This is a genomic window from Chryseobacterium herbae, assembly GCF_025154075.1.
GTDB classification, from domain to species: domain Bacteria; phylum Bacteroidota; class Bacteroidia; order Flavobacteriales; family Weeksellaceae; genus Chryseobacterium; species Chryseobacterium herbae.
This window is the reverse complement of sequence record NZ_JAOAMU010000005.1, coordinates 117,018-142,123: the sequence shown is the minus strand read 5'-3', so window position 1 is coordinate 142,123 and position 25,106 is coordinate 117,018. Positions and strand designations below refer to the sequence as shown.

The following is a 25,106-nucleotide window of genomic DNA, read 5'->3' as shown; positions in this document are numbered from 1 at the left end:
GATGAAAACAGATATAAAGGATTTGTTAGTAGAATTAACTTTGAATGGCAAACAACAATTTCAGTATAAAATATTAGTTAAGGCTGATGAAAAGATGGGAATAAGTGACACTGTCTCACTTACAAACTTGCTTATGCAATGGCATAAAAAGATAAAAAAAGGATTTCCCTTTGCACAATATCAAAATGATTATCTCCAGCTTTCTGAGTTAATGCAAGCAAAATATAAAATTTTATTTGAGAATTGTTCTGAGCTTTATGAGCTTTATGAGCTTAAAAATGATAAAATTTATTTTAACTCTTCCTTGACTGATGAAGAAAGACAGGAGATTTTAGATTATGTAGATGAAAATTATAAGATTATCAGGCATAGTTACGGAAGAAAATCATAGCAAGTACCGCCTTTTAAAGGGCGGTTTTTTCTTTCTAAATTAGAGAAAATTTTAGATGAGGTTTTTGGTTTTGTAGATGAAGAGGCTGATAATGTAGAGAGGTGCTTGAAAAGAAAAGATTATTTCAAGAATTGGGATATTAAAAAAGAGTTAGAACAAATTAAATATTAAAGTTATGATCTTAACGAAAGAACAAGCATTACATATTGCAAATGGAGTAATGAAATATATATCTAAAAAACTAAATTTAGAGATACTGGAAAATAAAGAGATTTTAGTTGAATATTCTGAAAATCTTTTAGAGTGGAAAAAGTTTAATATTGAGAGAGGATGGGATATCATTTTTCCTGCGTATAATTTTCAGTTCCAAAATGATGAGGGTTTTTATTCAATTACGATAAATGATGAAACACAACAGCCTATATATTTTATAAATAGCACAGGTGGAAGATCTTGCGTGGGATTTATTAAGAAAAGTAATGAAGAAAAATATTACATTGATTGGCAACCTTAAAGTAGTAAATGCTTCCAAGGAAACAATTCTTTTGGGCTAAAGAAAGGTTAAAAATAATTTATTCATACTAAATACCCCAAACCAGCGTGCATCCCACGCTGGTTTTTCATTTTCAAAAAAAAATCATGAAATTTTGTTCACAGTAAATCAATGTGTTATAATAAAATTTCATCCTTTTTTCAAAATCCCACGCAAGGTTTTCCAAAAAACGGATTTTATAGATGAGTACTCAATACAATAAATGTTTAATGTTAAAAAAATAATGAAATGAAGAATTTAATAGTACTTAAGGTTATTACCGCCGTTTTGATCATATCCATCATCTTCTCCCTGTTCTCATGCATGAATGAGGACAGGATAGAAGTACCACCGGTAAAACTGGAACATGTCAACGGAGATTATAAAGGAAGGCTAATTACCGCGCAGGGAGAGATCAGGGGTGAAAGAGTTGTGGATTTTAAAATAAAGAAAGACACCCTTACATTTCCGGAGTTTCCTATCAAAGAAATTGTGAAAGCGGTAGTGAAAGATCCGATAAAAACAGAAACTGCATTGGCTGCTATGGGAAAAGTGAAATATAAACTGAATTATACCTCGGTATTAAATGCTGATAAAAACTGGGTAGAACTTACTTTTGCACCCAAGGAGCTTGAGCTTCAGATCCCGGTAGACGGTGTCAATAAAAAGGCAGTAGTAACCCTTGCGAGCAAGCAGAAAGGTTATTTTATAGGATTGGATTATACACTGAGATTCGTTCTTGCGGCAGAAAAAATCACAGTAAACGGAACGGAACTGGCTCCTTTTGAAGCGATTTATTATAATTTTCCATACTGTATAAAGATTAATTAATAGATAGATTATATGAACAATAGATTGTGTTTTGCCGGATGCAGTCTATTTTTGCTTAAAATTTTAACCGGCTGCTAAACCGGACCTGACCCATACATGGAAGAAAACAAAGAGCAGATTTTGATAAGACGCCTTCTCACGAAGGAAGAAGCTGCCTGGAAAGAACTTTTCGGAACCTATTCCGGAAACCTTGCCGGGGTCTGCGCTCGTTATATTCCGGGAAAGGATGATGTTCATGACGTTCTTCAGAACAGTTTTATCAAAATGTTCCGGTCCATTGAAACATTCGAATACAGAGGCAGCGGTTCCCTTAAAGCATGGATGATGAGGATCACAGTCAATGAAGCTTTAAAACATATCAAGCAGCATTCCGGTATGACAACAGAGACGGATATGGCTGAGTTTCCCGATATCCCCAATGATGAAGAACCCGATCTGGAGGAAATTCCGCAGGCTGTCATTATGAAAATGATCAGGTCGCTCCCTGATGGTTACAGAACCGTTTTCAACCTGTTTGTTTTTGAGAAGAAAAGCCATAAGGAGATTGCAGGGCTTTTAGGTATAGCAGAAAATTCGTCCGCCTCCCAGTTTCACCGGGCGAAAGGGCTGCTTGTCCAGAAAATTAAAGAATATAAAATGTCAAAAAAAGCACAATATGAATAATCAGTGGCTAAATGACCTTCACAGGAAAATGGAAGACCACGAAGAGGATATTCCGGATGGGCTGTGGGAAGATATAAAAGACGAGCTTTTTTCTGAAGAGGAAGAAAACGGAATAGCTGGAGCTATGATATTTGGAGATGATGAAGAAAAAGAAAATATAAATCCTTCTACTCCAGGTAGAAGATCCCTGTGGTACCGTGTTGGAGGAATTGCGGCCGCTATTGCCATGCTGTTCTTTACCGGAAAATTATTACTGGACATGAATGCAGAGAAAGCCAATCCTCAGGTCACAAAAAGATCTGAAAACGTGGATAATACTAAGAAAACCGGAGAGGAAACTACAGATCCTGTATTGGCAGATACCCAAGATAAAACAAAAGCGGATCAAGTTGAAAAATACAGTACTATCGGAAATATACTGACTGGTAAAACAAACACTGAGCAAATTTTAAAAAATATATTAGGACAAGGAATTGATCATGATAAAGTGATTTCAGAATCTCAGGAAAAAGAAAAAGGAGCCGAACTTTTAACGAAAGAAACCCAACCCACGAATATCTTTCCTTCATCCAATGAGAATCCTGTACTGAAAGAGAAAAAAGAGGTTGAGGAAATCTTTAATACGACTGAAAATGAACTTCATGAAAAGATAGCTGCTACAGAAAAACCTAAACTTAAAGGCCGCCAGTCCAAAAAATGGATGCTGAGTATGCTTACCGGAAATGTTTCCTCAAACTCTTCCGAACAGAAGTTTCCGGGATACGCTTCCATCAGCGGAAGCCCGATGACTTTTAGTGATGTATGGATGTCAGGTACAGAAACGGATCCGCTTACGGAACTTCTGCTGGCCAATCAGAGTAAAGAAGTTGAAGCAAGAATCAGACATAAAATCCCTGTGACATTTGGATTGTCAATGTATTACAATATCGGGAAAAGATGGGGAATCGGAACCGGTGTCAATTATACGAAGCTTACCTCAGAGCTTCACTCCGGAAGCAATTCCAATTATATAAAAGGCGAACAAAGTGTCCACTATATCGGTATTCCTGTTCAGGTCAATTATAATGTGATTCAGAAAGGACGTTTTACGGGTTATGTAACTGGCGGAGTACTTGCAGAAAAAGCCGTGGCAGGAAAGCTTAGGACAAAATATATAGTTAATGATGAAGTGACGGAAACTCAGGAAGAACGCCTCGATGTTAAACCCGTACAGTTTTCAGTGAATTCTGCGGTAGGTCTTCAGGTGAAAATTATTGATAAAATCGGAATCTATGCTGAGCCGGGAATCGGGTATCATTTCAAAAACGACAGCCAGCTGAATACCATTTACAAAGAAAAACCTTTAAACTTTAATATGAAGTTCGGAATCAGGCTATTACTGAACTGACCGCTATAAAAAAACTAAATCCAACCATTAAATATTTAAATATGAAAACCAAACTGATTTTTTTGGCTTTACTATTCTTGACCCTAATGAATATGAAAGCACAGTGTAATCCTACCATTACAAGCCCGAGACTGGGCGTAAAATTCCCGGATAAAATCGTGTTCTGTAATACCGAAACAGAGACACTTTCTACCCAGACATTCGGGAATTATCAATGGTACAAACAGGAATGGACGTGGCAGACCCCCAACAACAACCCATGGACGGCAATTCCCGGAGCAACTTCACAAACATTGACGATCAATGGAAACGATGATCAGCTCTATTATTTTAAAGTGCAGGTTACGGAAGTTGACTGTATGGCACAAAGCCCGGCTGTGATGGCTGATGGATTTGCCTATGCTCTTCCCGCGATGCTAAGCACATTTACCCCCGGAACATACGAGGATTTGGGAGAAGGCGAGTACAATATTTGTGCGGGAGCATCCGTGAGATTTGATGATGTATTTCCTGATCTTTACGGGAACCATGTTTGGTACAGATGCATTCCCAGCAGCCCGCCGCCTTCACCGGGAGATCCTTGTGTGGTGAATGGAATAACCGGAGATTCCTATACAGCGGTAGATTCCGGATCATTCGGGTTCTATGCCTGTACCGAGTATTGCCCGGATCAGTGTGAATTTTTAGGAACAGGAAATTTTGTAAAGCTGAATTTCGGAAACTTTGAGTTCTGTACGCTGGCAACAGGCGAAACAAAACATAAAGACAACAGCCTGAAAATATACCCCAATCCTACGGCACAGTTCCTTTATATCGGGAAAGACTCCGACAAAACGTATAAGGAGATCACAATTATTGATATGTCCGGAAAAGTGGCCCTGCAGAAAAACAGCCATCGCTTTAGTGAACCCATTGACGTAAGCAGATTGGTTCCAGGAAATTATATTATTCTTTCCAAAGACACGGAAGGAAACACTTACAAGAACAAATTCATAAAAAAATAAATAGTACACATCCTGAGAGTTAGTTTTTTTAATCGCTGATAAGCCGGTATAGAGACAGTCTGTACCGGTTTGTCTTTTTATGGATTACAAAATTTTAGAAAAAATGTCTTATAAGATATTGAGATAAATACATATTAATTCTGCTTTATTACTCATATTTTGTTTTTATTCTATTAAATAATTAAATTGATAATCAGTGTGTTATGTGTTTTGTTAAATTTTTCAGGCAAGGATTTGAATTTGCTGCATTTATATAAATGAGTACTCAAAGAAAATATTTTTTAATCAACAATTAATTCAAATTTAAAATGAAAAAGTTCATACACTTCAAAACTTTATCCATGTTATTAATCTTGCTAAGTTTTACTTTTAGTGTCACAAGCTGTAGGGATGATGATGATAAAAAACCAAAACCTAATCCTGACACCCTTAAAGTTCAAGACGTAAATGGAGATTATTCAGGTAAAGTGGTTATATCAAAAGGAACTGTTACCGGTGAAACCAATCTGGTTTTCAGTGCCCAGAATAATATAATATCCTTTACGGAATTTCCGATAAAAGAGATCATTACAACGGTGATCACCGATCCTGTGAAAGCAAATCAAGCATTAACAGCTATTGGGAAGATTAAATATGAGCTGAATTATACGTCTGCTTTGAATAAAGAAAAAAAAGAAGTTGAACTTACTTTTTCTCCAAAGGAATTGACAATTCAGGTTCCGGTAGATGGGGTCAATAAAAAAGTAGTAGTAACATTTGTCCCGACAAAGAAAGGAGTGTTTAAAAAAGGAACAACGCAAAATCTAAACTTCGAACTGGAAGCAACTAAAATAACAGTTGAGGGAACGGTAATAACCCCATTCGAAAAAATAAAATATAATTTTCCAATGCTGAAGAAATAGCCGTAAGAAAGAATTGTTCAGGTGTGCTTGAGAGAGCACACCTTTTTACTCATATTAAATTTGGGATACGGTAAATGCCTGAAAAAGATAATCCAGAGATAAAACTGGTGACACGTTTGGTTAAAAAGGAACAATCGGCTTGGAAAGAATTCTATAATTCTTATTCAAGAGAGCTTACGTCTATATGCAGAAGATACCTGAAAGGAGATGATGACATTCATGATATACTTCAAAACAGCTTTATTAAAATGTTTCACCATATAGATTCTTTTAATTATATGGGACAAGGCTCCTTAAAAGCATGGATTGTACGTATTGTGATTAATGAAGTCCTGCAATACATAAGACGCTTTTCAAAGATGGAGTTTTCAACAATGGAAGAAGAAATAATAGTTAAGGAAGATGAAGAAGAGCCGGAGCTGTCAGATATTCCCCTGGAGGAACTTATGACCATGATAAAAATGCTTCCGGATGGATACAGGATTGTTTTTAATCTCTATGTGTTTGAGAATAAGTCTCATAAAGAGATTTCGCAATTGCTTTCCATAAGTGAAGGTTCTTCAGCGTCTCAACTGCATAAAGCTAAACGGAAACTTGTACATGAAATTAATATATACAAACAATTTAAAAAGGAGGCCCTATGAAAGATAAATGGTTAGCCGACCTGAAAAATAAGTTTGAAGGTCATGAGGATGATCCACCGGATGGCGTTTGGATGAGTATTGAAAAAGAATTGTTTCCGGAAGAAGAAGGCAATGTTTTTCCGTTGCTGCCTGCTGCTGACATTATAGAAAACAATGATGATAAAAAGCACAATAAAAAGAAGTTAGGCCGTATAATAGGGACATTTAGTATCGCAGCTGGAATTGCAGTTTTGGTTTCTGTAATATTTTTTCACGAAACGAAAGCTGATGCTGTTAAAAATCTTACAGAAAGCAGACAACAGAAAATAACTAAAGATAATTTGCTGTCATCTTCTTCACCGGATAGCGTAGATACAAACTCTATTGTTTTGAATAAAAGTCAGGCCGCTCTTGGAAATGAGTTGTTTAATGTCATTAAAGCCAATACAACAAATGTATCGCACAATGAACTTCATGACTATTTAAAAATACAGACTAAAGGGATCGAAACTGAGAATCGATATGAGCTTCAAAACAGTGTAGGCAACAGCTTAATGGCCGGAATGCTTGCTGCTTCAGAAAAAAATAGCAACAACTCTGATTCTATAGCCGCACTAGCATATTCAGGAGAAAACCTGGCTCAAATTGATATTTATAAGAAAAGTGAAAGATTGAATGCTGATCGCAAGTGGTCTCTAGGCCTTATTTCAGGGCCGCCCATATCCAGCTCTTCCCCTTCTTCCCATCAGCAGGAAGGTTATGTAATGATGAACGGAAATCAGCTGGAAATTCCGGCTGGCAGTGAAGAAGAAACGGAAGATGGTCCATTAGGGGCAATCTTTGCAGGCAACAGGGACGAAGATGTAAAAACAGACATCAGGCATCGGCTTCCTGTAAAACTCGGATTATCCGTTTTTTATCAGCTGGATGACCAATGGTCTGTCAGTACAGGAATAACATATGCGAGGCTTTCTTCAGATCTGTTATCAGGGACTGAAGCGAATATGATCAGAGGTGAGCAAACCGTGAAATATGTAGGAGTTCCTGTTCAGATCCATTATAAAATATGGCAGAAAGGAAATACATCTGTGTATGCCGGTGCCGGTGCTCAGATTGAAAAACCAATCTCCGGAAAAATGAAAACAAATTATATAGTCAACCATGAAGTAAAGGAGAGTTTTTCAGAGAGTTTTAAAGTAAACTCATTACAAATTTCTTTGAATGCAGGTGGAGGAGTTCAATATAAGATATTCAGAAACTTTGGGATCTATTTTGAACCCAGCCTGAGGTATAACTTTAAGGACGGAAGCGAGATCAGAACCCTCTACAGGGAAAAACCACTGAATCTGAACTTAGAATTTGGAGTAAGATATTCTATTCAATAAACATAAACTATTGAGCATGATGCAATTATGAACAAAAGAAATGATAAAAAATCAACCGAAATGCCTTTGATCTAGCCAATCTCAGATCACATCGCTGAGCTGTAAAATTATAGTTAATTAAACCCATATGTAATTAAATGAAGTTAAGTATTTAAGGATTTATTTTTTTTTGAGCCATTTCATTCCTTTTTGAAGTGGCTCTTTTTACCCAAAAAAGTTTCTTCCGAACTAAATGAGAGCGTGATGAAAAAAAACAGCAAAATAGAAAACTGTGCAAATAACCTATATAATGAATTTCCGAAAGCTGAAGTATTCATTAAATACGCTAAAAAGATCAACGTTAGCGAAGGAATATTATATGTTGCAGAACAGGAGGAATGTCATTGGTTTTTGGATATTATGGTTCAGAACTGCATCATGGTGAGTGAAATTAAATATCAAAAATGGAAGCTTTTAAAAAATCCGGATGGTGAAATTTTAGTGGTTGCATTAGACAGGAAGTGCAATAGATTGCTAGAGATCAATGTACCCGAAAAAGACTTTTATTTTTCAAGTCTGACGATCTGTAAAATAAGTAATAATCTGTTGATGCCCTGTGAACAATAAATGCGCTGGTTCATAAAGTAGTGCAAATCATGAGTTAGTTTTTTGTTAATCGCTGATAAGCCGGTATAGAGACAGTCTGTACCGGTTTGTCTTTTTTGTTGAAATTTTTTATAAAATGGATGAAGAAGCTTAAATCTGTCAATTTGAAAGAAGAAATTTTGAAAAATTATATTATTTATTTTTACAAAAAACACAATCATGCTGGTAAAAATTTATGGAAGTGCCATCCATGGAGTTGCGGCGCAGACCATTACTATTGAAGTGAATGTAGACACCGGAGGAGTAGGCTACCATCTGGTTGGCCTTCCCGATAATGCCATTAAAGAAAGCAGTTACAGGATCTCCGCTGCCTTAAGAAATGTAGGGTACAAAATCCCCGGAAAGAAAATTACCATCAATATGGCTCCCGCAGATCTCAGGAAAGAAGGTGCCGCGTACGACCTCAGCATAGCCATTGGAATTCTGGCCGCCTCAGACCAGATCCTTGCCGAACATATTCAGGACTACATCATCATGGGCGAGTTGTCATTAGACGGAAGCCTGCAGCCGATCAAAGGAGTGCTTCCTATCGCTATACAGGCTAGGGAAGAAGGTTTCAAAGGAATTATCCTTCCCATGCAGAATACACGGGAAGCGGCTATTGTAGATAGTCTTGAAGTATACGGCGCTGAAAATATTAAAGAAGTAATTGATTTCTTTAATGAAGGAAAACCGATTAAAAGAGTTGTATTAGACACGCGAAAAGAATTTCAGGAAAAAATCAACGATTTCCCGTTCGATTTTTCTGAAGTTAAAGGACAGGAAACTGCAAAAAGAGCCATGGAAGTCGCCGCGGCAGGAGGACATAACATCATCCTCATTGGTCCACCGGGCAGTGGAAAGACAATGCTGGCCAAAAGAGTTCCTGGGATTCTGCCTCCTCTTACCTTGAAGGAAGCTTTGGAAACCACTAAAATACATTCTGTGGCGGGCAAAATAGGAACAGAAACTTCACTCATGACCGTTCGCCCTTTCCGCTCACCTCATCACACGATATCTGATGTGGCGCTGGTTGGAGGCGGAAGTTATCCTCAGCCCGGAGAAATTTCATTGGCGCACAACGGAGTTTTATTTCTGGATGAAATGCCTGAGTTTAAAAGAACTGTTTTAGAAGTAATGAGGCAGCCGCTTGAAGATCGTGAAGTAACCATTTCACGAGCCAGATTTACCGTCAACTATCCTGCGAGTTTTATGCTCATTGCATCCATGAATCCTAGTCCCAGCGGCTTTTTTCCCGATGATCCGGGAAATACTTCGTCCGTTTACGAAATGCAGCGGTATATGAATAAACTGTCTGGACCTTTATTAGACAGGATCGATATCCACATTGAAGTACAGAAAGTTGAATTTGAACAGCTGGCCGAAAAAAGAAAAGGAGAGAAGAGTTCAGATATCCGGGACCGGGTTATGAAAGCACGCAGTATTCAGAATGAACGCTATAATGATCTTAATATCAGCTATAATGCTCAAATAGGGCCAAAAGAAATTGAGGCATTCTGTAGCCTGGATGAAACCTCACTTCACCTCATCAAGATGGCAATGGAAAAGCTGAATCTTTCTGCCAGAGCTTACGACAGGATCCTGAAAGTGGCCAGAACCGCCGCTGATCTGGAAGGATCTGAACAGATACTTTCCCATCACATTTCTGAAGCCATCCAATACAGAAGCCTGGATCGGGAATTTTGGAATATATAATTCTGAATTTTGCAATAAATAGCTAATCTGGAAAATTTTATTTTCTTTTTAATTTCCATTATTTTAAAGATTTTAATCCTGTTTAGTTTTGATAGTTTGATTTAATTTTCTTGTTTATATCTTTTTAAATGAATGATTTTAATATTTTAGTTTAATTCTCATATTTGGGAAAATTTATCTTTATTTAATCTGTGATGTAAAATATTATGTTAAATTTGATTACCAAATTTTTAAAAATATTGCATTATGGAAGAAAAATCAATTAACGGGACTTAAGATGACATAAGCTAAATAATAGTCCTGAAGAATTAATCATATTCTTTATCGATTGAATTATAATAAACTGTTTTTTTAACATGTTTAAGGTTCTGCTATACAAACAGATCACTCCGACCACTTATCATCAACCAAAACAAAAACTAATATGCCAAATACCCTATCAACACCATCGGGCCAACCCGCTGGTGCGCCGGTTCTTTTATCTTCAGAAGACCCTGAAAACCTTCTCAACGATTTCAATACGACAAGCTGGGATTATCCTAAGGAAGAAACATTGGTTTCCCTTTTCAGAAAGCAGGTATCCCTTCATCCTGAAAATACCGCTGCTGCCTATCAGGACGGACAGATCTCGTATCGGGAACTGGATCAGAAAAGCAACCAATTGGCCAACGCCCTTCTGGAAAAAGGAGTAAAAGAGGGAATGTATGTTCCGGTATGGCTGGATCGATCATTAGAATGGCTTGTCGCTATTCTGGGAGTCCTGAAAACCGGAGCCGCATATGTACCCGTAGATCCGGCCTATCCTGTAAAACGGGTTGAATATATTCTTACGGACACTTCAGCAAAAATAATAATTACCGATCAACCACGGGGAAATCTGCTGAAAAAAGGAATAAACATTGAAGTTCTTTATCTGGATCAAATGGAAAATTTTGCTCATTTATCTGCAGAGCAGCCAAAAATTAATCTTCATCAGGATGCTTTAGCCTATACGATCTACACCTCCGGTTCCACAGGAAATCCAAAAGGGGTAATGATTTCTCATCACAGCATTCAGCATCTTGTGACGTGGCACAATCATTATTTTCATGTTGATCATGCCTCACACCTTACCCTAGTTGCCGGATTGGCATTTGATATCTCTGTATGGGAAACCTGGTCTGCACTTACGGCCGGTGCTGTGATCTTTATCGCAGACAATGAAGATCGGGTAGAAGCTTCAGAATTGGTGAATTATTACCGCAAAAACCGCATTACACACGGATTCGTGCCATCTGTTCTTGCTCCCTCTGTCGTTGCTGAAACCAGAAAGTATACGGGTCTGGAACTTAAATATCTTTTTACAGGTGGAGAAAAATTAAAGCCTGTTCTCACAAGTGAATTGAGTTATGAACTGATCGATTATTACGGCCCAACGGAATGTACGGTTTATGCAACCTTTAAAAAAGTAAAAGATATCAATGGAGCCTATGTTTCTTCAATCGGAAAACCGGTTGCCAATGCAAAGGTGTATATTTTAGGGGGAAATAACGAACTTCTGCCTGTTGGAGCAGTCGGAGAATTATACATCGGAGGAAATATTCTTGCCAAAGGCTATCTTAATAATGAAGAGATGACCGCCTCCAAATTCATTGTCAGCCCATTCCGCGGAAACGAAAAACTGTACCGAACCGGAGATCTTGCCCGTTGGAAACCAGATGGAGATATTGAATTTTTGGGAAGAATAGACAATCAGGTGAAAATTCGTGGATTCCGTGTGGAACTTGGGGAAATAGAACGTACACTAGCCCGTTTGGAAGGGATACAGGAAGCGGCAGTGATCACCAAAGATAATGCGGGAAGCAATAAATACATCGTTGCTTTTATTGTATTTAAATCTGATTTAAAAGCAGATGCTGCATGGATAAGACAACAACTGAAAGAAGAATTGCCCGGATATATGATCCCTGCACAAATCGTAAGGGTAGATAAAATACCATTGACCGCCAATGGAAAAACCGACACCCATTTCCTGAAAGAACTTGCAGATAAAGAAGCAAAAGAACTTATTTCCACTGAACCTCCTACCAATGAGACCGAGAAAATTATCGCAGATATCTGGGCAGAAGAACTGGAACGTCCGGTGATTAATATTACGGATAATTTCTTTGATATAGGTGGAAATTCTCTGCTTGTGGCCATTGTTGCTACTGCGCTGAATTCAAAAATTGACACCAAAGTCTATATGCGGGATATTTATCAGTTTCCAGTGCTGAAGCAGTTAGCAGATGAATTGATTACCAGGGCCAAAGAAGCCCGTGAAGCCATTCCTGTAGAGGATGTTGAGCCATACGTCGCTCTTCAGCAGGATGTCTACCTGGCTCCAGGAACTGTTTTTGCAGGCGGCTTTGATCCGAAACAACTGGAAAATCCAAAGACGATCTTTTTAACAGGAGTCACCGGATTTGTAGGCATTCATCTGCTGCAGGAACTTTTAGACACGACTGATGCGGATATTTACTGTTTGGTAAGAGCTCAGGATGAATTTTATGCGGTGGAGAAAATAGACCGATGTTTTAAGCAATATCATATTGGCCGAAAAGAAGAACAGAAACCGAGAATCATTCCGGTAATAGGCGACCTTTCTCTTCCGTTACTGGGTCTTTCTGATGAGGTGTTCAAAAGTCTTGCGGGGATGCTGGATCTTATTTATCACTCCGGAAGTTCTGTGAATTTTATTGAGCCTTATTCCTATATGAAAGCGCCTAATGTAGAAGGATTAAGAGAGATTATTAAACTCGCAGGTGCAGAAAAGACCAAATGTCTTGCGCTGCTGTCCACTATTTCTGTTTACAGCTGGGGACATGTATTCACCGGTAAAACAGTGATGCTGGAAAGCGATGATATTGCCCAGAATCTGATGTCGGTAAGCAAAGATATTGGCTATGTAAGAAGCAAATGGGTGATGGAAGCCGTAGCTGATCTGGCTGCTAAAGACGGTCTTCCGTTGATCACTTACCGTCTTGGGTATGCCATGTGTCACAGTGAAACAGGTGCAAGTGCCCCTTATCAGTGGTGGTCCGGTTTGGTGAAAAACTGTGTGGAATTTAAATCCTATCCTTTGTTGACCGAGTTGAGAGAAGGATTGATCACAGTAGATTATATGACCAAAGCCATGGCGCATATCACAAAAAATAAAGAAGCAGTAGGGAAAAAGTTCAATCTGATCGCCAGACCTGAAACCAATCTTACCCTGGAAAGTTTCTTTGCTCTGCTGAAGAAATATTATCCGCTGACCCTCGAAGGGCTTCCTTATAAAGAATGGAGAAAACAGTGGGAAGATGACAGCAAAAACAGATTGTACCCATTGACCAGCCTCTTTAAGGACAATATGCATGAAGGACTTTCCACCGTGGAGCTGTATCAGAATACTTACGTCTGGGATTGCTCAAATGTGATAAAGTTCTTGGAAAATTCCGGAATTGAGGAACCTGCATTTGATAAGAATATGCTTGATGCTTACCTTACATATTTAGGAATTCCTATCTCATAGTTATTCTATTATTTAACATAAAATACCAGATAGCAAGACTGTCTGGTATTTTTTATGAGTTGAATTTAAAAGTCTTTAAATCGTTAATCGATCGTCACTTTGATAACATTCTGCACTGCAGTAACCGGGAAGATACTTCCCACTTTTGCAATAGGTTTGCTTTCGCTTTGCGGTGTTCCTCCGAATAAAGACTGTCTGTTTCCTGCACCGGGATATTGATCTACTCCCGTTCCGGAATCAAATAAGGTGGTTTTTGAAGTAAGATCACCTTTTGCATTGGCATCAATGCTTTGTTCATTAGCATAAAACCAGTCATTAGAGAAACCAAACATAGTAACATAAGCAATTTTATCTCCGGGAGAGGCTGTAAATTGAGTCATCACCTTACTGCCGGGAGCTACAGGTGCAGTTCCTGCCACATAAACACCTTTGACGTTCGGTAAAGCTTTTAGGCTGGTCTGAAGTTTTGAAACATTTCCAGACTGTGAAACCTCTTTCAAACCTTTTCCGGCATCCGTCTGCCCTAATTCATAGACAGGATTTTTATCACCGGTGTAAACAACTACCAAAGCTGGGGAGAGTCCCGTCATAATTCCCGTGTTTACATTAAGTTTCATCATCATTTTACTGATATTTCCCATCTGCGCTATATCTGTAATTTCAGGATTTGATAAAGCATTTGCGGTGAAAAATGGAGCACTGTTAAGAAGCTGAGATCCGTTGTAATTTGAAACCGCCCATACGCCTGGTGAAAATGGAGTTTCATTAGCTGTTCCTCCGGAATTGTTGCTGATGGTCAGGGTAAATTCAGAAGAAACGTCGTTGTACATGAGATTAAGTTTCATCAGTTGCGAGGCATTTACATTTGGAACCTGAGCAATAGGTTTGCTTTCCATCTGTCCCGAAGTATCATTTTTTGTTCCGTTGTCCCACAAGAGAACCTGTGAAGAAACGTCTCCAGTGACTGCATTTCCATTGTCATCAAAAAGTTTGATTCCAGGCTGCTTTGAAGCAAAAAACCAATCTTTAGAGGCGCCATACATCGTTGCCAACATCAGAGCCTGTGTTTTTCCCGCACTGAATGTAAAGGAAACCGACTGTCCAGGCAAAATCACTGGGCTACCTGTTCCCTGAAAACTTCCACTTTCCACAAAATCTTTTGGTGTGACCACATTTTCAAAGGTGATGGTTCTTTGGACAGCATTGTTGTCCATCATCATATTGTCATTGTCATCACAAGAGGTAAGAATAAACGCTGTCAGTATTCCCGCTGCTAACGACGCTGTTTTGAATAGGTTTTTTTTCATAAATAAAATTTTTGTTATTATTATTTGTTACACAAATACTGTCGGGGCGGTGGGTGAATCCTGACAGGGATTTTATTTATTTGTTTTTAATGTATTGAAAATCAGTGTATTTGTTTTTTTTAATTTTTAAAATATAACACGCCGAGTTCTGTCGCTGTGCGTGACGATATTTGCATCAGACAAAAAGAGAATATGGCCATATCATCTTTGTTCTGATCATTCACTTTAATCAAAAAATATTAACAAAATGAAATTTACGAACGATTTTTTTTCACCTACCTCTACAGATCCGGCAGATGATTTGGTACAGCTGGTAGACAGTTATTCTTTAGAAAATGTAAACTATCAGAAAGTGACTCACTGGTATCACGAAGCTAATCCGGTTGCTATGACAGACGCTTTATGTGACGGTATTATTTATAGAAAAAGAAACAGTGAATACTATGCACTGACAAGTTTCCTGGCCGGAAAACCTATTAATATTGAACTTTTTGGAGCAAAAGGAGATTCTACAACGGATGATACGCAGGCATTCTTAAAAGCCGCAGATTTTGTCAACAGACTTTATGATTTTGTGTCTGTGGATCCGAGTAATCCAAGTGAGCGGTTTTCTCTTGAACTGCAGTCTGTTACTTTAGTTGGAAACAGCCCGGTTGGATATAAAATCACAAATACGGTCTTATTTAAAAAGCCGGTAAACTTCATTGTAGATAGAATATTCTATAGAGGAACAAGTGATAAAACAGCACTGATCTTTCAGAATAGTTTTAAAAATACAATTACAACTAATATTTCAGGAACTCCTGTAGCCAATGCTTCTTCTGATAATTATGTAGGGATTTTACTTCAGGGTTCACAGCATTCTAAAATGTACCTGGGAGCTTCTTTCTTTACCAAAGGAATTGTTTGTGATGCCAATAATTCACCAGGCATATTTTCCGGTTTTGCCTGGAATGAAATTCAGCTAAAATCAATGCAGTCTAATCTTGATGCATTTGTAATCAGAAATAGTAATGATGGCTGGGCCAATGCAAACCGTGTTATTGGTGGTGAGTTTGGATCTTTTACAGGATTACTCGATGCCAGTACGGTGACCCGCAGAAGAACATTTGTGAAGTTTGAGAAAGATGCAGCGTCTAAAGGATGTAATTCCTGGCTTTTCCTTAATCAGGCTTTTGAATGGGGACATGACTTAGATCCTTGGGAAACCCTTTGTTTTGACTTTTCAGCAGCTCCATGCTATGGAATTTCTATTTCAGAACCAAGAATTGAAATTAAAACAGGAGAAAGAATTGGTATTTTCCACAGAGGTTCTGAGTTTAATTTTAATTCAAGTCAAATTCATTACCTTACTTATTTTACGGATCAGGACGGTGTTAAATACATTGGAGAAAAACCTGTTGTTTTATTAGACGAAGACTTAAGTGAAGACTTAAAGACCAATGGTTCAGACAGTCATTTTTATGTAAAGAACCTGGAGCCGTTTAATGAACTTACAGGCTTGTTCCCAAATGCTGATTATGATAATCAATTCTGTCAGGTTTTTAAAATCAATGATCACAATACCAACTTATGGGTACAATGGCACCGTTATCCGCAGTTTGTTCTTTTTGATGAAAATAGACAGATTATAACGGATATTACCTTATTGCAGGCTCAAAAAAATTTACTTGATTTTAGACCTCAGGATTATTGGATCGATGAGAATGGTCCAAGTCCGGAGGTGAGAATAATCAGAATCGGGGCCAAAGATGAAGGTGACTATGTAAATAATATGTATTTTATTCCGGAGGCAAAGTATGTAGGAATTATTCAGAGTCCTTTTGAAAATGCAAGACTGAAGGTGATGATCAACAGAGCGGACAGAGGAAAAATTGAGAAGGTGAAATTCCTTCAGATTCCTTCGGAAACCTATTCAACGGTTAATGATCCTTCAGATTCAAGTATGGTTGGATTCAACTTCAATACCGGCGAGAAATTCTACAATTTTAATACCCATAAAACTACGGTCATTAAAGAATCCGGAGTGGGAAGTGCATTGTCAGGATATACGGTAGATGCTGCTGTTGGATCAAGATCATTTATAGTAAAGACAGGAGATATGACTAAACTGTCTCTTGGAACAATATTCTACATCAATACAGCCGGAGGAACTGTTCGTTTTAAAATTGCATCAAAAGCAGGAAATGTGATCACCGCTAATATTCCTTCTCACGTCACAGTGACTGATGCGGATATTACTTTTCCGATCTGTACTTTTGATAGTTACTAAACCAATTCATTCAAAATAAACCCAAAGAGTTCAGGAAATCCTGAGCTCTTTTTATATGCCTTTCTTCCCCTCCAGAATCATTTCTATCATTTTAATTTTTCTGTTCTCTCTTGTTTCCGGTTTCTTAGCTTCTTCAATCCAGCGGATATATTCTTTCCGGTGCGTATAGCTCATCTTGTCAAACAGGGTTTTCGCATCACGATTTTCATTAAAGACAGAAGCAATATCATCAGCGATTTCCACTGTTCTTTCCTCCTTATCTTCAATTAAGGAAACAGAAACCTCATCTCCGAAACTTTTTCCAAGTTGCTTTCGTACTTCTTGTGTAAGTCCTAAAATATGACAATCGGTATTCATTTTAACAAGGCTTCCGCGGTATTCCACTTTATGATCAAATGTAGCTTTAATCCTAATTTGTCCTTTTTTGCTGAATAATTCCTCCGTAGAAAAAGGAAATTCCACAAAAGCAGCGTTGATTTCACCGTTTTGCTGTATAACTGCTGTAAATTCTGTAGGTTTCATAGGGAAAGATTTATAGTTCAAAAATAAAAAAACCGTGAACATACATTCACGGTTTTATATCCAAATCAAAAAAGATTATTTTTTGACCTTTGTTTTCTTAGGCATTTGAGTAGTCCCAGAATTTTTAGTCTTGGTATCAGCAGGAGTGTTTTCTCCTCTTACAAGCTTTAATTCGTCAACCAATCTTCTTGCACCGGCATATTTGTCGATAGTCCAAAGAACGAAACGTACATCTACGTTGATCGTTTTCTGCCACTCCTGTTCAAATACGATATCTCCGCTTAATGCTTCGCTGTTTCCATCGAATGCAATACCGATAAGGTTTCCGTCTCCGTCAATTACAGGAGAACCAGAGTTACCACCAGTAATATCATTGTTAGAAAGGAAGTTGACAGGCATATATCCTGCAGCATCAGCATACTGTCCGAAATCTTTAAGGTTATAAAGATCGATCACTCTTTGTGGAAGGTCGAATTCCTCATCACCTTTCTTGTATTTTCCAACAAGACCAGTCATATCAGTATAATAATTATCCGTAACACCGAAGTAGTTTCTGTCTTCTCTTACCGGAAGTTTATCTACAGTTCCGTATGTTAATCTCATCGTAGAGTTAGCATCCGGGTAGAATTTCTTTTCAGGCATAGCTTTCATTAATCCAGCTAAGAAAAGACGGTTGTTTTTGCTGAAATTGTCATCAACTTTAGCATATTTCTCAGTGCTCATTTTTTGGTCAGCAACGATTCCGTTTGCGATTTTCCAAAGTGGATCAGCATCCAGTTTCAATGCATCCGGGTTCAGTAAGAAGTTTGTAGCAGAAGTCTTATTCGCGAAGATTGAAGAATAAGCTACGTTAGAAAGCGTTTTAGCATCTAATCCTAAAATAGTAGCAGATGCCACTTCCTTGTTCTTTACTCTGGTTTGGTAAAGGTTAGCCATAGAAGCAAGCATTTCTCCTTCCAGAGATGGGTTGAAGTTTTCGTAAGCTCCTTTAAGTGCTGCTTCAGTCTTAGCTTTCATCGCAAGTCTTCCCTGCATGTCCTGAGCTGCGTAAGCTTTAAGGACAGATCCTACCTGCAAAGCAAGCGTGATATATTTTGCATTTCTTGAGAACTGGGAAGCATAGTTTCTTTCAACATTTCTTTCAGAAACCTGCTTGTAATACGTTTCAATATCTTCTAAGATACCGTCATAAGCCGTATTTCCTGGCATTGCAGACCATTTTCTGTAAGTATCCTCAATTTTTTGTTTGTCAGAGATCGTTCCGTTTTTATCTACGGCATCGATAGTTCCCTGTCTGTTTTTCCAGTAGTTCGCTACAGAAGCATATTGAGACGCATAGTTAAGCTGAGTCGCTTTATCTTTGTCCATATACTTTTTCATAACGTCCATAGCCAGTTTAGAAGATTCTACCCAAGCCGGATAGTCTTTGTTTACCATCTGCTGGATTCCGTAAGAAGTAAGGTAACGGTTGGTTCTGCCAGGATATCCAAGAATCATAGAGAAATCTCCAGGCTTAATTCCTTTAAGAGAAACCGGAAGGAAGTGCTTAGGCTTCAATGGAACGTTGGTTGGAGCAAATTCTGCAGGGTTTCCTGCTGCATCTCCATATACTCTGAATACTGTGAAGTCAGCCGTATGTCTTGGCCATTCCCAGTTATCTGTATCACCTCCGAATTTTCCTAATGATGATGGTGGTGCACCTACCAGTCTGATGTCTTTGTAATCCTGGTAAACGAAATAGTAGAATTCATTTCCGTTGAAGAAATCTCTTACCACTACAGTATATTTCCCGTTTTCAGAGTTTTCAGTCTGGATTACCTTTGTTTCAGCATCAATAACTGCTTTTCTCTCTGCCCCGGTCATATTGTTATTTAGCTTAGAATTGATTCTCTGCGTTGCATCATCCATTCTTACTAAAAATCTTACATAAAGATCTTTTGCATTAAATTCATCCTTCTGCTTCATTGCCCAGAATCCGTTTTTCAGATAATCTTTTTCCGGAGTAGAAGCGGCAGCTACCGCACCGTAACCACAGTGGTGATTGGTAAAAATTAGTCCTTTGTCAGAAACAATTTCCCCGGTACAGAAGCCTCCGAAGCTTACGATAGCATCTTTTAAGCTTGAATTGTTTACCGAATAAATTTCTTCAGGTGTCAAATGCAGTCCTTCTTTTTGCATATCGACCCCGTTAAGTCTTTTGATGAGCATTAACAGCCACATCCCCTCATCCGCTCTCATCTGAGCAAAGCCCAATAAGAAAGTGAACAGTAGAAATAGTCTTTTCATTTTATAAAATAATTTTTGTGTCGCTAATTTACTAATTTTTACGATATTCTGTCCCGGAATGGTATGAAAATGGAAGGATAATGCGCATGAAAAAAATACTCCTATCATTTTTTGCTGTTTTACTTCTCGGAGCCATTGCCAGTTGCTCTGTGGTCCCGGAAAAAAATCCAAGTCTCCAAAGACAGTGGATGCTCGTTTCTTTCGGTCAATTTTCCAGGGATGAACTGATTAAAAACAGAGCAGAAATCAATCTGACAGGGACAATGGAGAAAGGGAAAATAAAAGGGAGTGCTCATATGGGATGCAACGGAATGTTCTTTACTTCTGAATTTAAAAGCGGAGGAAAATTGAAGATTTCAGGAGTAGGAAGTACCATGAAAGCCTGCCAGAATATGGATCTGGAAACCGCATTTATTCAAAAGTTCGATAAAATGACCCAATATTCCGTAGAAGGACATTTTCTGACCTTATCGGATGACAGCGGAAATGTAATGAAATTTGTAGCAGCAGATTGGGATTAAGGAAGAAGTTTTGAATTAATAAAGTAAAGATTTTGAAAGCGAAACCTATAAGGTTTGAAAGGTTTCAATAAATAATATATAAAAAGTCCGCACTAGGCGGACTTTCTTTTTGAAATCTGGTTGGTTATCAGTTTTTTGGGATTGTTTTTTTTATTTCTTCCAAAGTTGCTGTATTGGGCAAACCTTGCACGTTTTTATTTGTGTTATTAGAAATCGGATGTGATGCCTGTCTGTTGGAAATTGAAGCTTTAATTTCAGCGAGACTTGCCGTATTGGGCAATAGTTTCCCTGAATTATTGGATGGAGCGGCCTGAGGTTTTGTCTCCTGCTTCTTCACTTCAAGTCCCTGTTCCGAAGCCAGAGTAGTTACAGTCTGCTTTTTTGGAGCATTTTCCTGAGCCGATTTGGCCACTTGAGCTTCCTGATCCCTAAGCTGTTTGACAACTTGAGCTTGATCTTCAGGTTCGGCAGCTTTCTTATTTTCCTGAGCATAAACACTTGCGCTTAATGCTAAAAATGCGATGATATATAGTGATTTCATGATATTTTATTTAATGTTTACCAGTACTTTAATTTTACCAACCGAGTTTTGGTCATAATCCTGAAGTGCTTTTCCTATCACCTGGCCGATTTTTACCTTTTTGGGATTTGCTTTCATGGCAGTTCCGGATATTGAAGAGGTCACCAAAAGATCTCCTCTCTTAATTTTTCCGCCTTCCAGACAGACTTTCGTAGGAATGACGCCGATGACACCCATCGGAACTTTTCCTGTTAATTCAGAATCTATATTTTCTTCCGTTAAAAGAACACCCGGTTTTGTTGCATAAACTCCGGCAACAAGCGTAGAATAGGGTTTTGATGATTTTTCTACGGTACGGTCGGAATCTGTTGAGATGATTAAGATATCTCCCGGTTCATATTCCGAAGTATGGCCTTCTACATCAAATGCTTCAGCAACGTCGGCTCCACTGCTTTGGGTTCCTCCATTGAAAAATCCACGTCCTGCAGAATTGATTCTCGCGACATTGACTGTTCCCGGAGTTCCGGACTTAAATATGGCCAAATTACCAGTACTGTGCGTTTCCACAGTAAGCACAGCATTCGTGTTGGCATCATTAAAATTAACAAACCTTGCCGCTTTACCATTACTGAAATTAGGAGTCCATGCAAAAATTGCGTTTCCTGTTCCGTCTGCAGTGGTTTCTATACCATCTCCTGTGTTTGTGGCATTAGCTGTTATACCATTGCCATTACCGTCAGCGATAGCGATCAGGGCAGGACCGTTTCCAGCCGGGTTGCTGGCGTGAAATAATCCGGCAAAACCACCGGTTCCTGAAGAAATACCGTAGATCCCGGCAGTTCCAAAATTGGAAAATTGTGAATTTACTTCTCCTTTTACAGCGGGAGAGGTACCAGTTACCCGGTCAACCTTAAAGTTTCCGGCAGTACCGTTACCCACAGTGGTTACCGTTATTACATCGCTCGTATTGGCGTCATTGAAGATATTAAACTTTCCAGCCCGGCCTGTAGCAAAAGTTGGCACCCATGCATAAAGAGCATTTCCTGCACCGTCGATATTGGTTTCAACACCGTTTCCGTCTTTACCGGCATTGGCGGTGATGGCATTTCCGTTTCCATCAGTTAAAGAAATTAATGCAGCTCCGTTTCCGGAAGGATTTGACGCATAGAATAATCCTGCGCGACCTCCTGTTCCTGAAGAAATCCCAAAAATAGCTGCGGCACCGAAGTTTCCGAAAATAGTATTTACTTCACCTCTTACCGCTGCTCCGACACTGTTGGTATTATCAACTAAGAAAGAAGCAGCATTACCCTGAGTGTTATCCGGAATATTTCCGTTACCGTTGGTTTCCACTTCAAATACATTATTGAGTTCATTGGAAGCATTAAAATTTTCAAAACGCCCAGCACGTCCTTTACTGTTATTCGATCCTACCTGTCCTAAAACCCCGACAGCTGTTCCTGTAGTATTTGTAGAGATAAAACCTCTTACCCCATAACCTCCACCATCGTTTCTTCCTACTACTGCTCCGGCAATATCACTGGTTGTTCTACCCACTACCGCTTCACCGGCTCCGGTATTGTCTCCGATAATACCTGCTGAAGTCTGTGCACTTGTGATACCATGTACCGCAAATCCGCTTCCTGTTGAACTGAAAACCCCTGTGCCGTTTCCTGATGAGGAAACATTGATGACTGTTCCGTTTCCAAGCGTATTGGCATTAAGCACATTATTACTGTTGGCATTGTTGAAAATAGATAGGCTGGCTGCAATTCCATTGTTACTGGTAGCAGTAAGACCTGTTCCGGTATTACTGTTGGCGTAAACACCTGTTCCGGAACCTGACGAATTTCCGTAAACTCCAAGACCTGTAGGAGTCACTCCATATATTCCCCATCCGCTTCCGGCCTGGCTTCCCCAGATTCCTATTCCAAGTCCGCCGGTTCCGTTATTGATACCTCTTACTGCACTGGAGAATCCTCCCGGTGCTACATTATTTACAATTCCACGTACAGCAGCTATGCTGGAAGATGTTGTATTGCTGATGCCTTCCACAGAAGTTCCATCCCCGTCATTGGTAAGGGAGAATAGAGTGGAAGCATTGTTGACCGTATTAGTGTAGGGGATGGCAAAGGTTCCACCGGTTCCGCCTGCAGATTTGGCGTACATAGCATAAGGCACACTTAATAGTTGGCTTGTTCCTGCTATGGTGTAGTTCGTACCACCGGCCGGATCAGTTTCTGTTTTTAGATAATAGCTGCCTGAAGGCCAGTTAATGGTAGAAAATGTTCCGGAAAGCACCGTCCCTGTTCCTATTTCCATGCTGATAAGTCCATTCGCGTTGGTAAGTCCGGTTAATCTTTCAGAATAGACCAGTGTCCCGGCAGGAGAGCCCTGTAACACACTTACTTTAACAGCGATATTTTGATTGACCAGAAGCTGGCCGGATCCGTTTCTCATGATAGCCTGGTAGCTCATTTTTTCCGGAGCCTGTGCATGCCCCATAAAGAGACCCAGCATGATCCCCAGCGAGAGTAATATTTTTTTCATGGCGTTATTTTTTTATGACTTTAAATGTTTTTAGGTTTTCTCCACTCTGATTGATCCGGATAATATATACTGCCGAAGGAAGAGAGGAAAAATCGAGTTCGGATTTTGACTGTGAGATCATGTCCTTTTTGATCAGCTTACCCTGAGCATCGAACACCTGGTATTCGGATCCTTTGTACGGAGCTGAATTAAAATCGATGTACAGATAATCTCTGACAGGATTAGGATAGAGTAGAATGCCTTCTTGCTTTGATGCGGTTTCACTGGCAGAGAGTGTCGTGATTTCGTAGGCCTGTTGTACCCCTTCCGTTACCTGGGAATTGATCCCCTTGTACAGATAGGTGGTTTGGCCGACACTGTAAGAAACCGAGCCGTTGCTTCCCGATGCATTTGTTCCCGTAGCCAGCACCACAGATTGGGCTTGTAACATACTGACGGAAAAGGAGAACAGGATGAGAAAGAAGCAGTGAATAGATGTTCTTTTCATGTAAATGGTTTTGTGGTTATTAATTGGTTTTCCAAGTTTTCAAAAGAAAATTTGTAGACACTAAATTACCACATATCACAACCGGATAGGAGGAAAATAGACTAACGGTAAAAAAAATCGACCAACGGCACTTTGTTGCAAAAATGTTGGTATTCAGGGGTTAAGGATCGAGAAAAGAGAGGCTTTCTTTGTAAGTTCTGCCTATAGGAAGCTTAATCTGATGGATCAGTTCAATTTCATGGCTGTTTTTTCCGCGGATGAAATGAAGGGGGACGGCATAGCTGCGGTGTATCCTTACAAAGGAGTCGAAAAAGCTTTTATGGAGCAGATTTCCCAGGGAATCCAGGATGCAGTGTTTCTTATCATGAGTAACGAGTAGGGTGTAATCTTTTAGGGCTTCAAGGTAGAGAATGTCAGTAAGCTTGATCTGAGAAATATGGCCACCTTCTTTTATTTTGATACAATTTTCACCAAGAAGAGCATCGAAGCAGTCACATTTTTCTTTTGTTTCAAAAAAATGGAAGACTTTCTGCATTGAAGTGTGAAAACGTTCGGGTTTAAGAGGTTTTGTGACGAAGTCAAGGGCATCAATTTCAAAAGCTTCTGCAGCCATTTCTGCGTGGGAACTTACAAAGATGCAGGCTGGGATTTTATGAGCCAGTTTCCTGAAATCCAGACCGCTCATGCCGGAAAGCCGGGTTTCGCAGATCAGAAGATCTATCGGGAACTCCAGATAGGGAACAGCCTTTTCCGCCGAATTAAAAGACGCAATAATTTCTATGTTGTCATATTGTCTGATGTGATGCTGAAGAACCAGTCTGTCCAGTTCATCATCATCAATGATCATACAGTTAATACGCGTAATCATGATTTGGATGTTAGTTTTTATAAGATTTACAATTTTTTATGTTTATCAATTATAAATCAGCTTTATAAAGTTATTGATTTTTTGCAAAAGAAAGTTATTGTAAACTTAAATTAACATTAAAAAATGGGGAATACTTAAAATTGATTTTGTTTTTTTTCCTGAAAATTGGTATCTTGTGAAAAT

General features: G+C 38.9%; 21 protein-coding genes. 14 read left to right on the top strand and 7 right to left on the bottom strand.

Annotation, left to right across the window (positions count from 1 at the left end; all coding sequences use genetic code 11):
- Position 1: 1 nt before the first annotated feature.
- The 12 genes from N0B48_RS15955 to N0B48_RS15900 all read left to right on the top strand — a co-directional run bounded on the left by N0B48_RS15955 (position 2) and on the right by N0B48_RS15900 (position 13,590).
- Positions 2 to 391 carry a hypothetical protein gene (locus N0B48_RS15955; protein ID WP_259839819.1) on the top strand — a complete coding sequence of 130 codons (390 nt, stop codon included), beginning with the start codon at positions 2 to 4 and terminating at the stop codon, positions 389 to 391.
- Between the two features lie 175 nt (positions 392 to 566).
- Positions 567 to 905 (top strand): hypothetical protein, encoded by a 339-nt coding sequence (locus N0B48_RS15950; protein WP_259839817.1) that lies wholly within the window; start codon positions 567 to 569, stop codon positions 903 to 905.
- Positions 906 to 1,172: 267 nt separating this feature from the next.
- Positions 1,173 to 1,754: a DUF4840 domain-containing protein gene (locus tag N0B48_RS15945; protein ID WP_259839814.1), complete on the top strand. Its 582-nt coding sequence runs from the start codon at positions 1,173 to 1,175 to the stop codon at positions 1,752 to 1,754.
- Between the two features lie 96 nt (positions 1,755 to 1,850).
- A complete protein-coding gene (locus N0B48_RS15940; RefSeq protein WP_259839812.1) occupies positions 1,851 to 2,417 on the top strand; it encodes an RNA polymerase sigma factor in 567 nt (188 codons plus the stop codon).
- Positions 2,410 to 3,804 carry an outer membrane beta-barrel protein gene (locus N0B48_RS15935; RefSeq protein ID WP_259839810.1) on the top strand — a complete coding sequence of 465 codons (1,395 nt, stop codon included), beginning with the start codon at positions 2,410 to 2,412 and terminating at the stop codon, positions 3,802 to 3,804. The genes N0B48_RS15940 and N0B48_RS15935 overlap by 8 nt, the downstream gene beginning before the upstream one ends.
- Before the next feature lie 41 nt (positions 3,805 to 3,845).
- On the top strand, positions 3,846 to 4,808 hold the full coding sequence (locus tag N0B48_RS15930; protein WP_259839809.1) for a T9SS type A sorting domain-containing protein: 963 nt from the start codon (positions 3,846 to 3,848) through the stop codon (positions 4,806 to 4,808).
- A 341-nt stretch (positions 4,809 to 5,149) separates the two neighbouring features.
- A complete protein-coding gene (locus N0B48_RS15925; protein WP_259839807.1) occupies positions 5,150 to 5,710 on the top strand; it encodes a DUF4840 domain-containing protein in 561 nt (186 codons plus the stop codon).
- Between the two features lie 74 nt (positions 5,711 to 5,784).
- A complete protein-coding gene (locus tag N0B48_RS15920; protein WP_259839806.1) occupies positions 5,785 to 6,354 on the top strand; it encodes an RNA polymerase sigma factor in 570 nt (189 codons plus the stop codon).
- Positions 6,351 to 7,718: an outer membrane beta-barrel protein gene (locus N0B48_RS15915; protein ID WP_259839804.1), complete on the top strand. Its 1,368-nt coding sequence runs from the start codon at positions 6,351 to 6,353 to the stop codon at positions 7,716 to 7,718. Before N0B48_RS15920 ends, N0B48_RS15915 begins: the two co-directional genes overlap by 4 nt.
- 243 nt (positions 7,719 to 7,961) lie before the next feature.
- Positions 7,962 to 8,324 (top strand): DUF6876 family protein, encoded by a 363-nt coding sequence (locus tag N0B48_RS15910; protein WP_259839803.1) that lies wholly within the window; start codon positions 7,962 to 7,964, stop codon positions 8,322 to 8,324.
- 198 nt (positions 8,325 to 8,522) lie between these two features.
- On the top strand, positions 8,523 to 10,058 hold the full coding sequence (locus N0B48_RS15905) for a YifB family Mg chelatase-like AAA ATPase (RefSeq protein WP_259839801.1): 1,536 nt from the start codon (positions 8,523 to 8,525) through the stop codon (positions 10,056 to 10,058).
- Positions 10,059 to 10,482: 424 nt separating this feature from the next.
- Entirely contained in the window at positions 10,483 to 13,590 is a 3,108-nt protein-coding gene (locus N0B48_RS15900; protein WP_259839799.1) for a non-ribosomal peptide synthetase family protein, read from the top strand.
- Between the two features lie 83 nt (positions 13,591 to 13,673).
- On the opposite strand, the gene N0B48_RS15895 is transcribed toward N0B48_RS15900, so the two are convergent.
- A complete protein-coding gene (locus N0B48_RS15895; protein WP_259839797.1) occupies positions 13,674 to 14,897 on the bottom strand; it encodes a spondin domain-containing protein in 1,224 nt (407 codons plus the stop codon).
- Positions 14,898 to 15,144: 247 nt separating this feature from the next.
- Here N0B48_RS15895 and N0B48_RS15890 point away from each other — a divergent pair, with 247 nt between their 5' ends.
- Positions 15,145 to 17,169, top strand: coding sequence for a hypothetical protein (locus N0B48_RS15890; RefSeq protein ID WP_259839795.1), 2,025 nt, complete (start codon positions 15,145 to 15,147; stop codon positions 17,167 to 17,169).
- Between the two features lie 51 nt (positions 17,170 to 17,220).
- On the opposite strand, the gene N0B48_RS15885 is transcribed toward N0B48_RS15890, so the two are convergent.
- Positions 17,221 to 17,691, bottom strand: coding sequence for a YdeI/OmpD-associated family protein (locus N0B48_RS15885; protein ID WP_259839794.1), 471 nt, complete (start codon positions 17,689 to 17,691; stop codon positions 17,221 to 17,223).
- A gap of 75 nt (positions 17,692 to 17,766) precedes the next feature.
- A complete protein-coding gene (locus tag N0B48_RS15880) occupies positions 17,767 to 19,977 on the bottom strand; it encodes a S46 family peptidase (protein ID WP_259839793.1) in 2,211 nt (736 codons plus the stop codon).
- Positions 19,978 to 20,063: 86 nt separating this feature from the next.
- Here N0B48_RS15880 and N0B48_RS15875 point away from each other — a divergent pair, with 86 nt between their 5' ends.
- Entirely contained in the window at positions 20,064 to 20,498 is a 435-nt protein-coding gene (locus tag N0B48_RS15875) for an META domain-containing protein (RefSeq protein WP_259839792.1), read from the top strand.
- A gap of 127 nt (positions 20,499 to 20,625) precedes the next feature.
- Here N0B48_RS15875 and N0B48_RS15870 read toward each other — a convergent pair whose 3' ends face one another.
- From N0B48_RS15870 to N0B48_RS15855, 4 genes are all read right to left on the bottom strand, one after another.
- The gene (locus tag N0B48_RS15870) at positions 20,626 to 21,039 is read right to left on the bottom strand and encodes a hypothetical protein (RefSeq protein ID WP_259839791.1); all 414 of its coding nucleotides are present in this window, start codon (positions 21,037 to 21,039) and stop codon (positions 20,626 to 20,628) included.
- Positions 21,040 to 21,045: 6 nt separating this feature from the next.
- Complete coding sequence (locus tag N0B48_RS15865; protein WP_259839789.1) at positions 21,046 to 23,568, bottom strand: beta strand repeat-containing protein; 2,523 nt, start codon at positions 23,566 to 23,568, stop codon at positions 21,046 to 21,048.
- 4 nt (positions 23,569 to 23,572) lie between these two features.
- Positions 23,573 to 24,055: a T9SS type A sorting domain-containing protein gene (locus tag N0B48_RS15860; RefSeq protein ID WP_259839788.1), complete on the bottom strand. Its 483-nt coding sequence runs from the start codon at positions 24,053 to 24,055 to the stop codon at positions 23,573 to 23,575.
- A 160-nt stretch (positions 24,056 to 24,215) separates the two neighbouring features.
- Positions 24,216 to 24,923 carry a LytR/AlgR family response regulator transcription factor gene (locus N0B48_RS15855; protein ID WP_259839786.1) on the bottom strand — a complete coding sequence of 236 codons (708 nt, stop codon included), beginning with the start codon at positions 24,921 to 24,923 and terminating at the stop codon, positions 24,216 to 24,218.
- Positions 24,924 to 25,106: the final 183 nt, after the last annotated feature.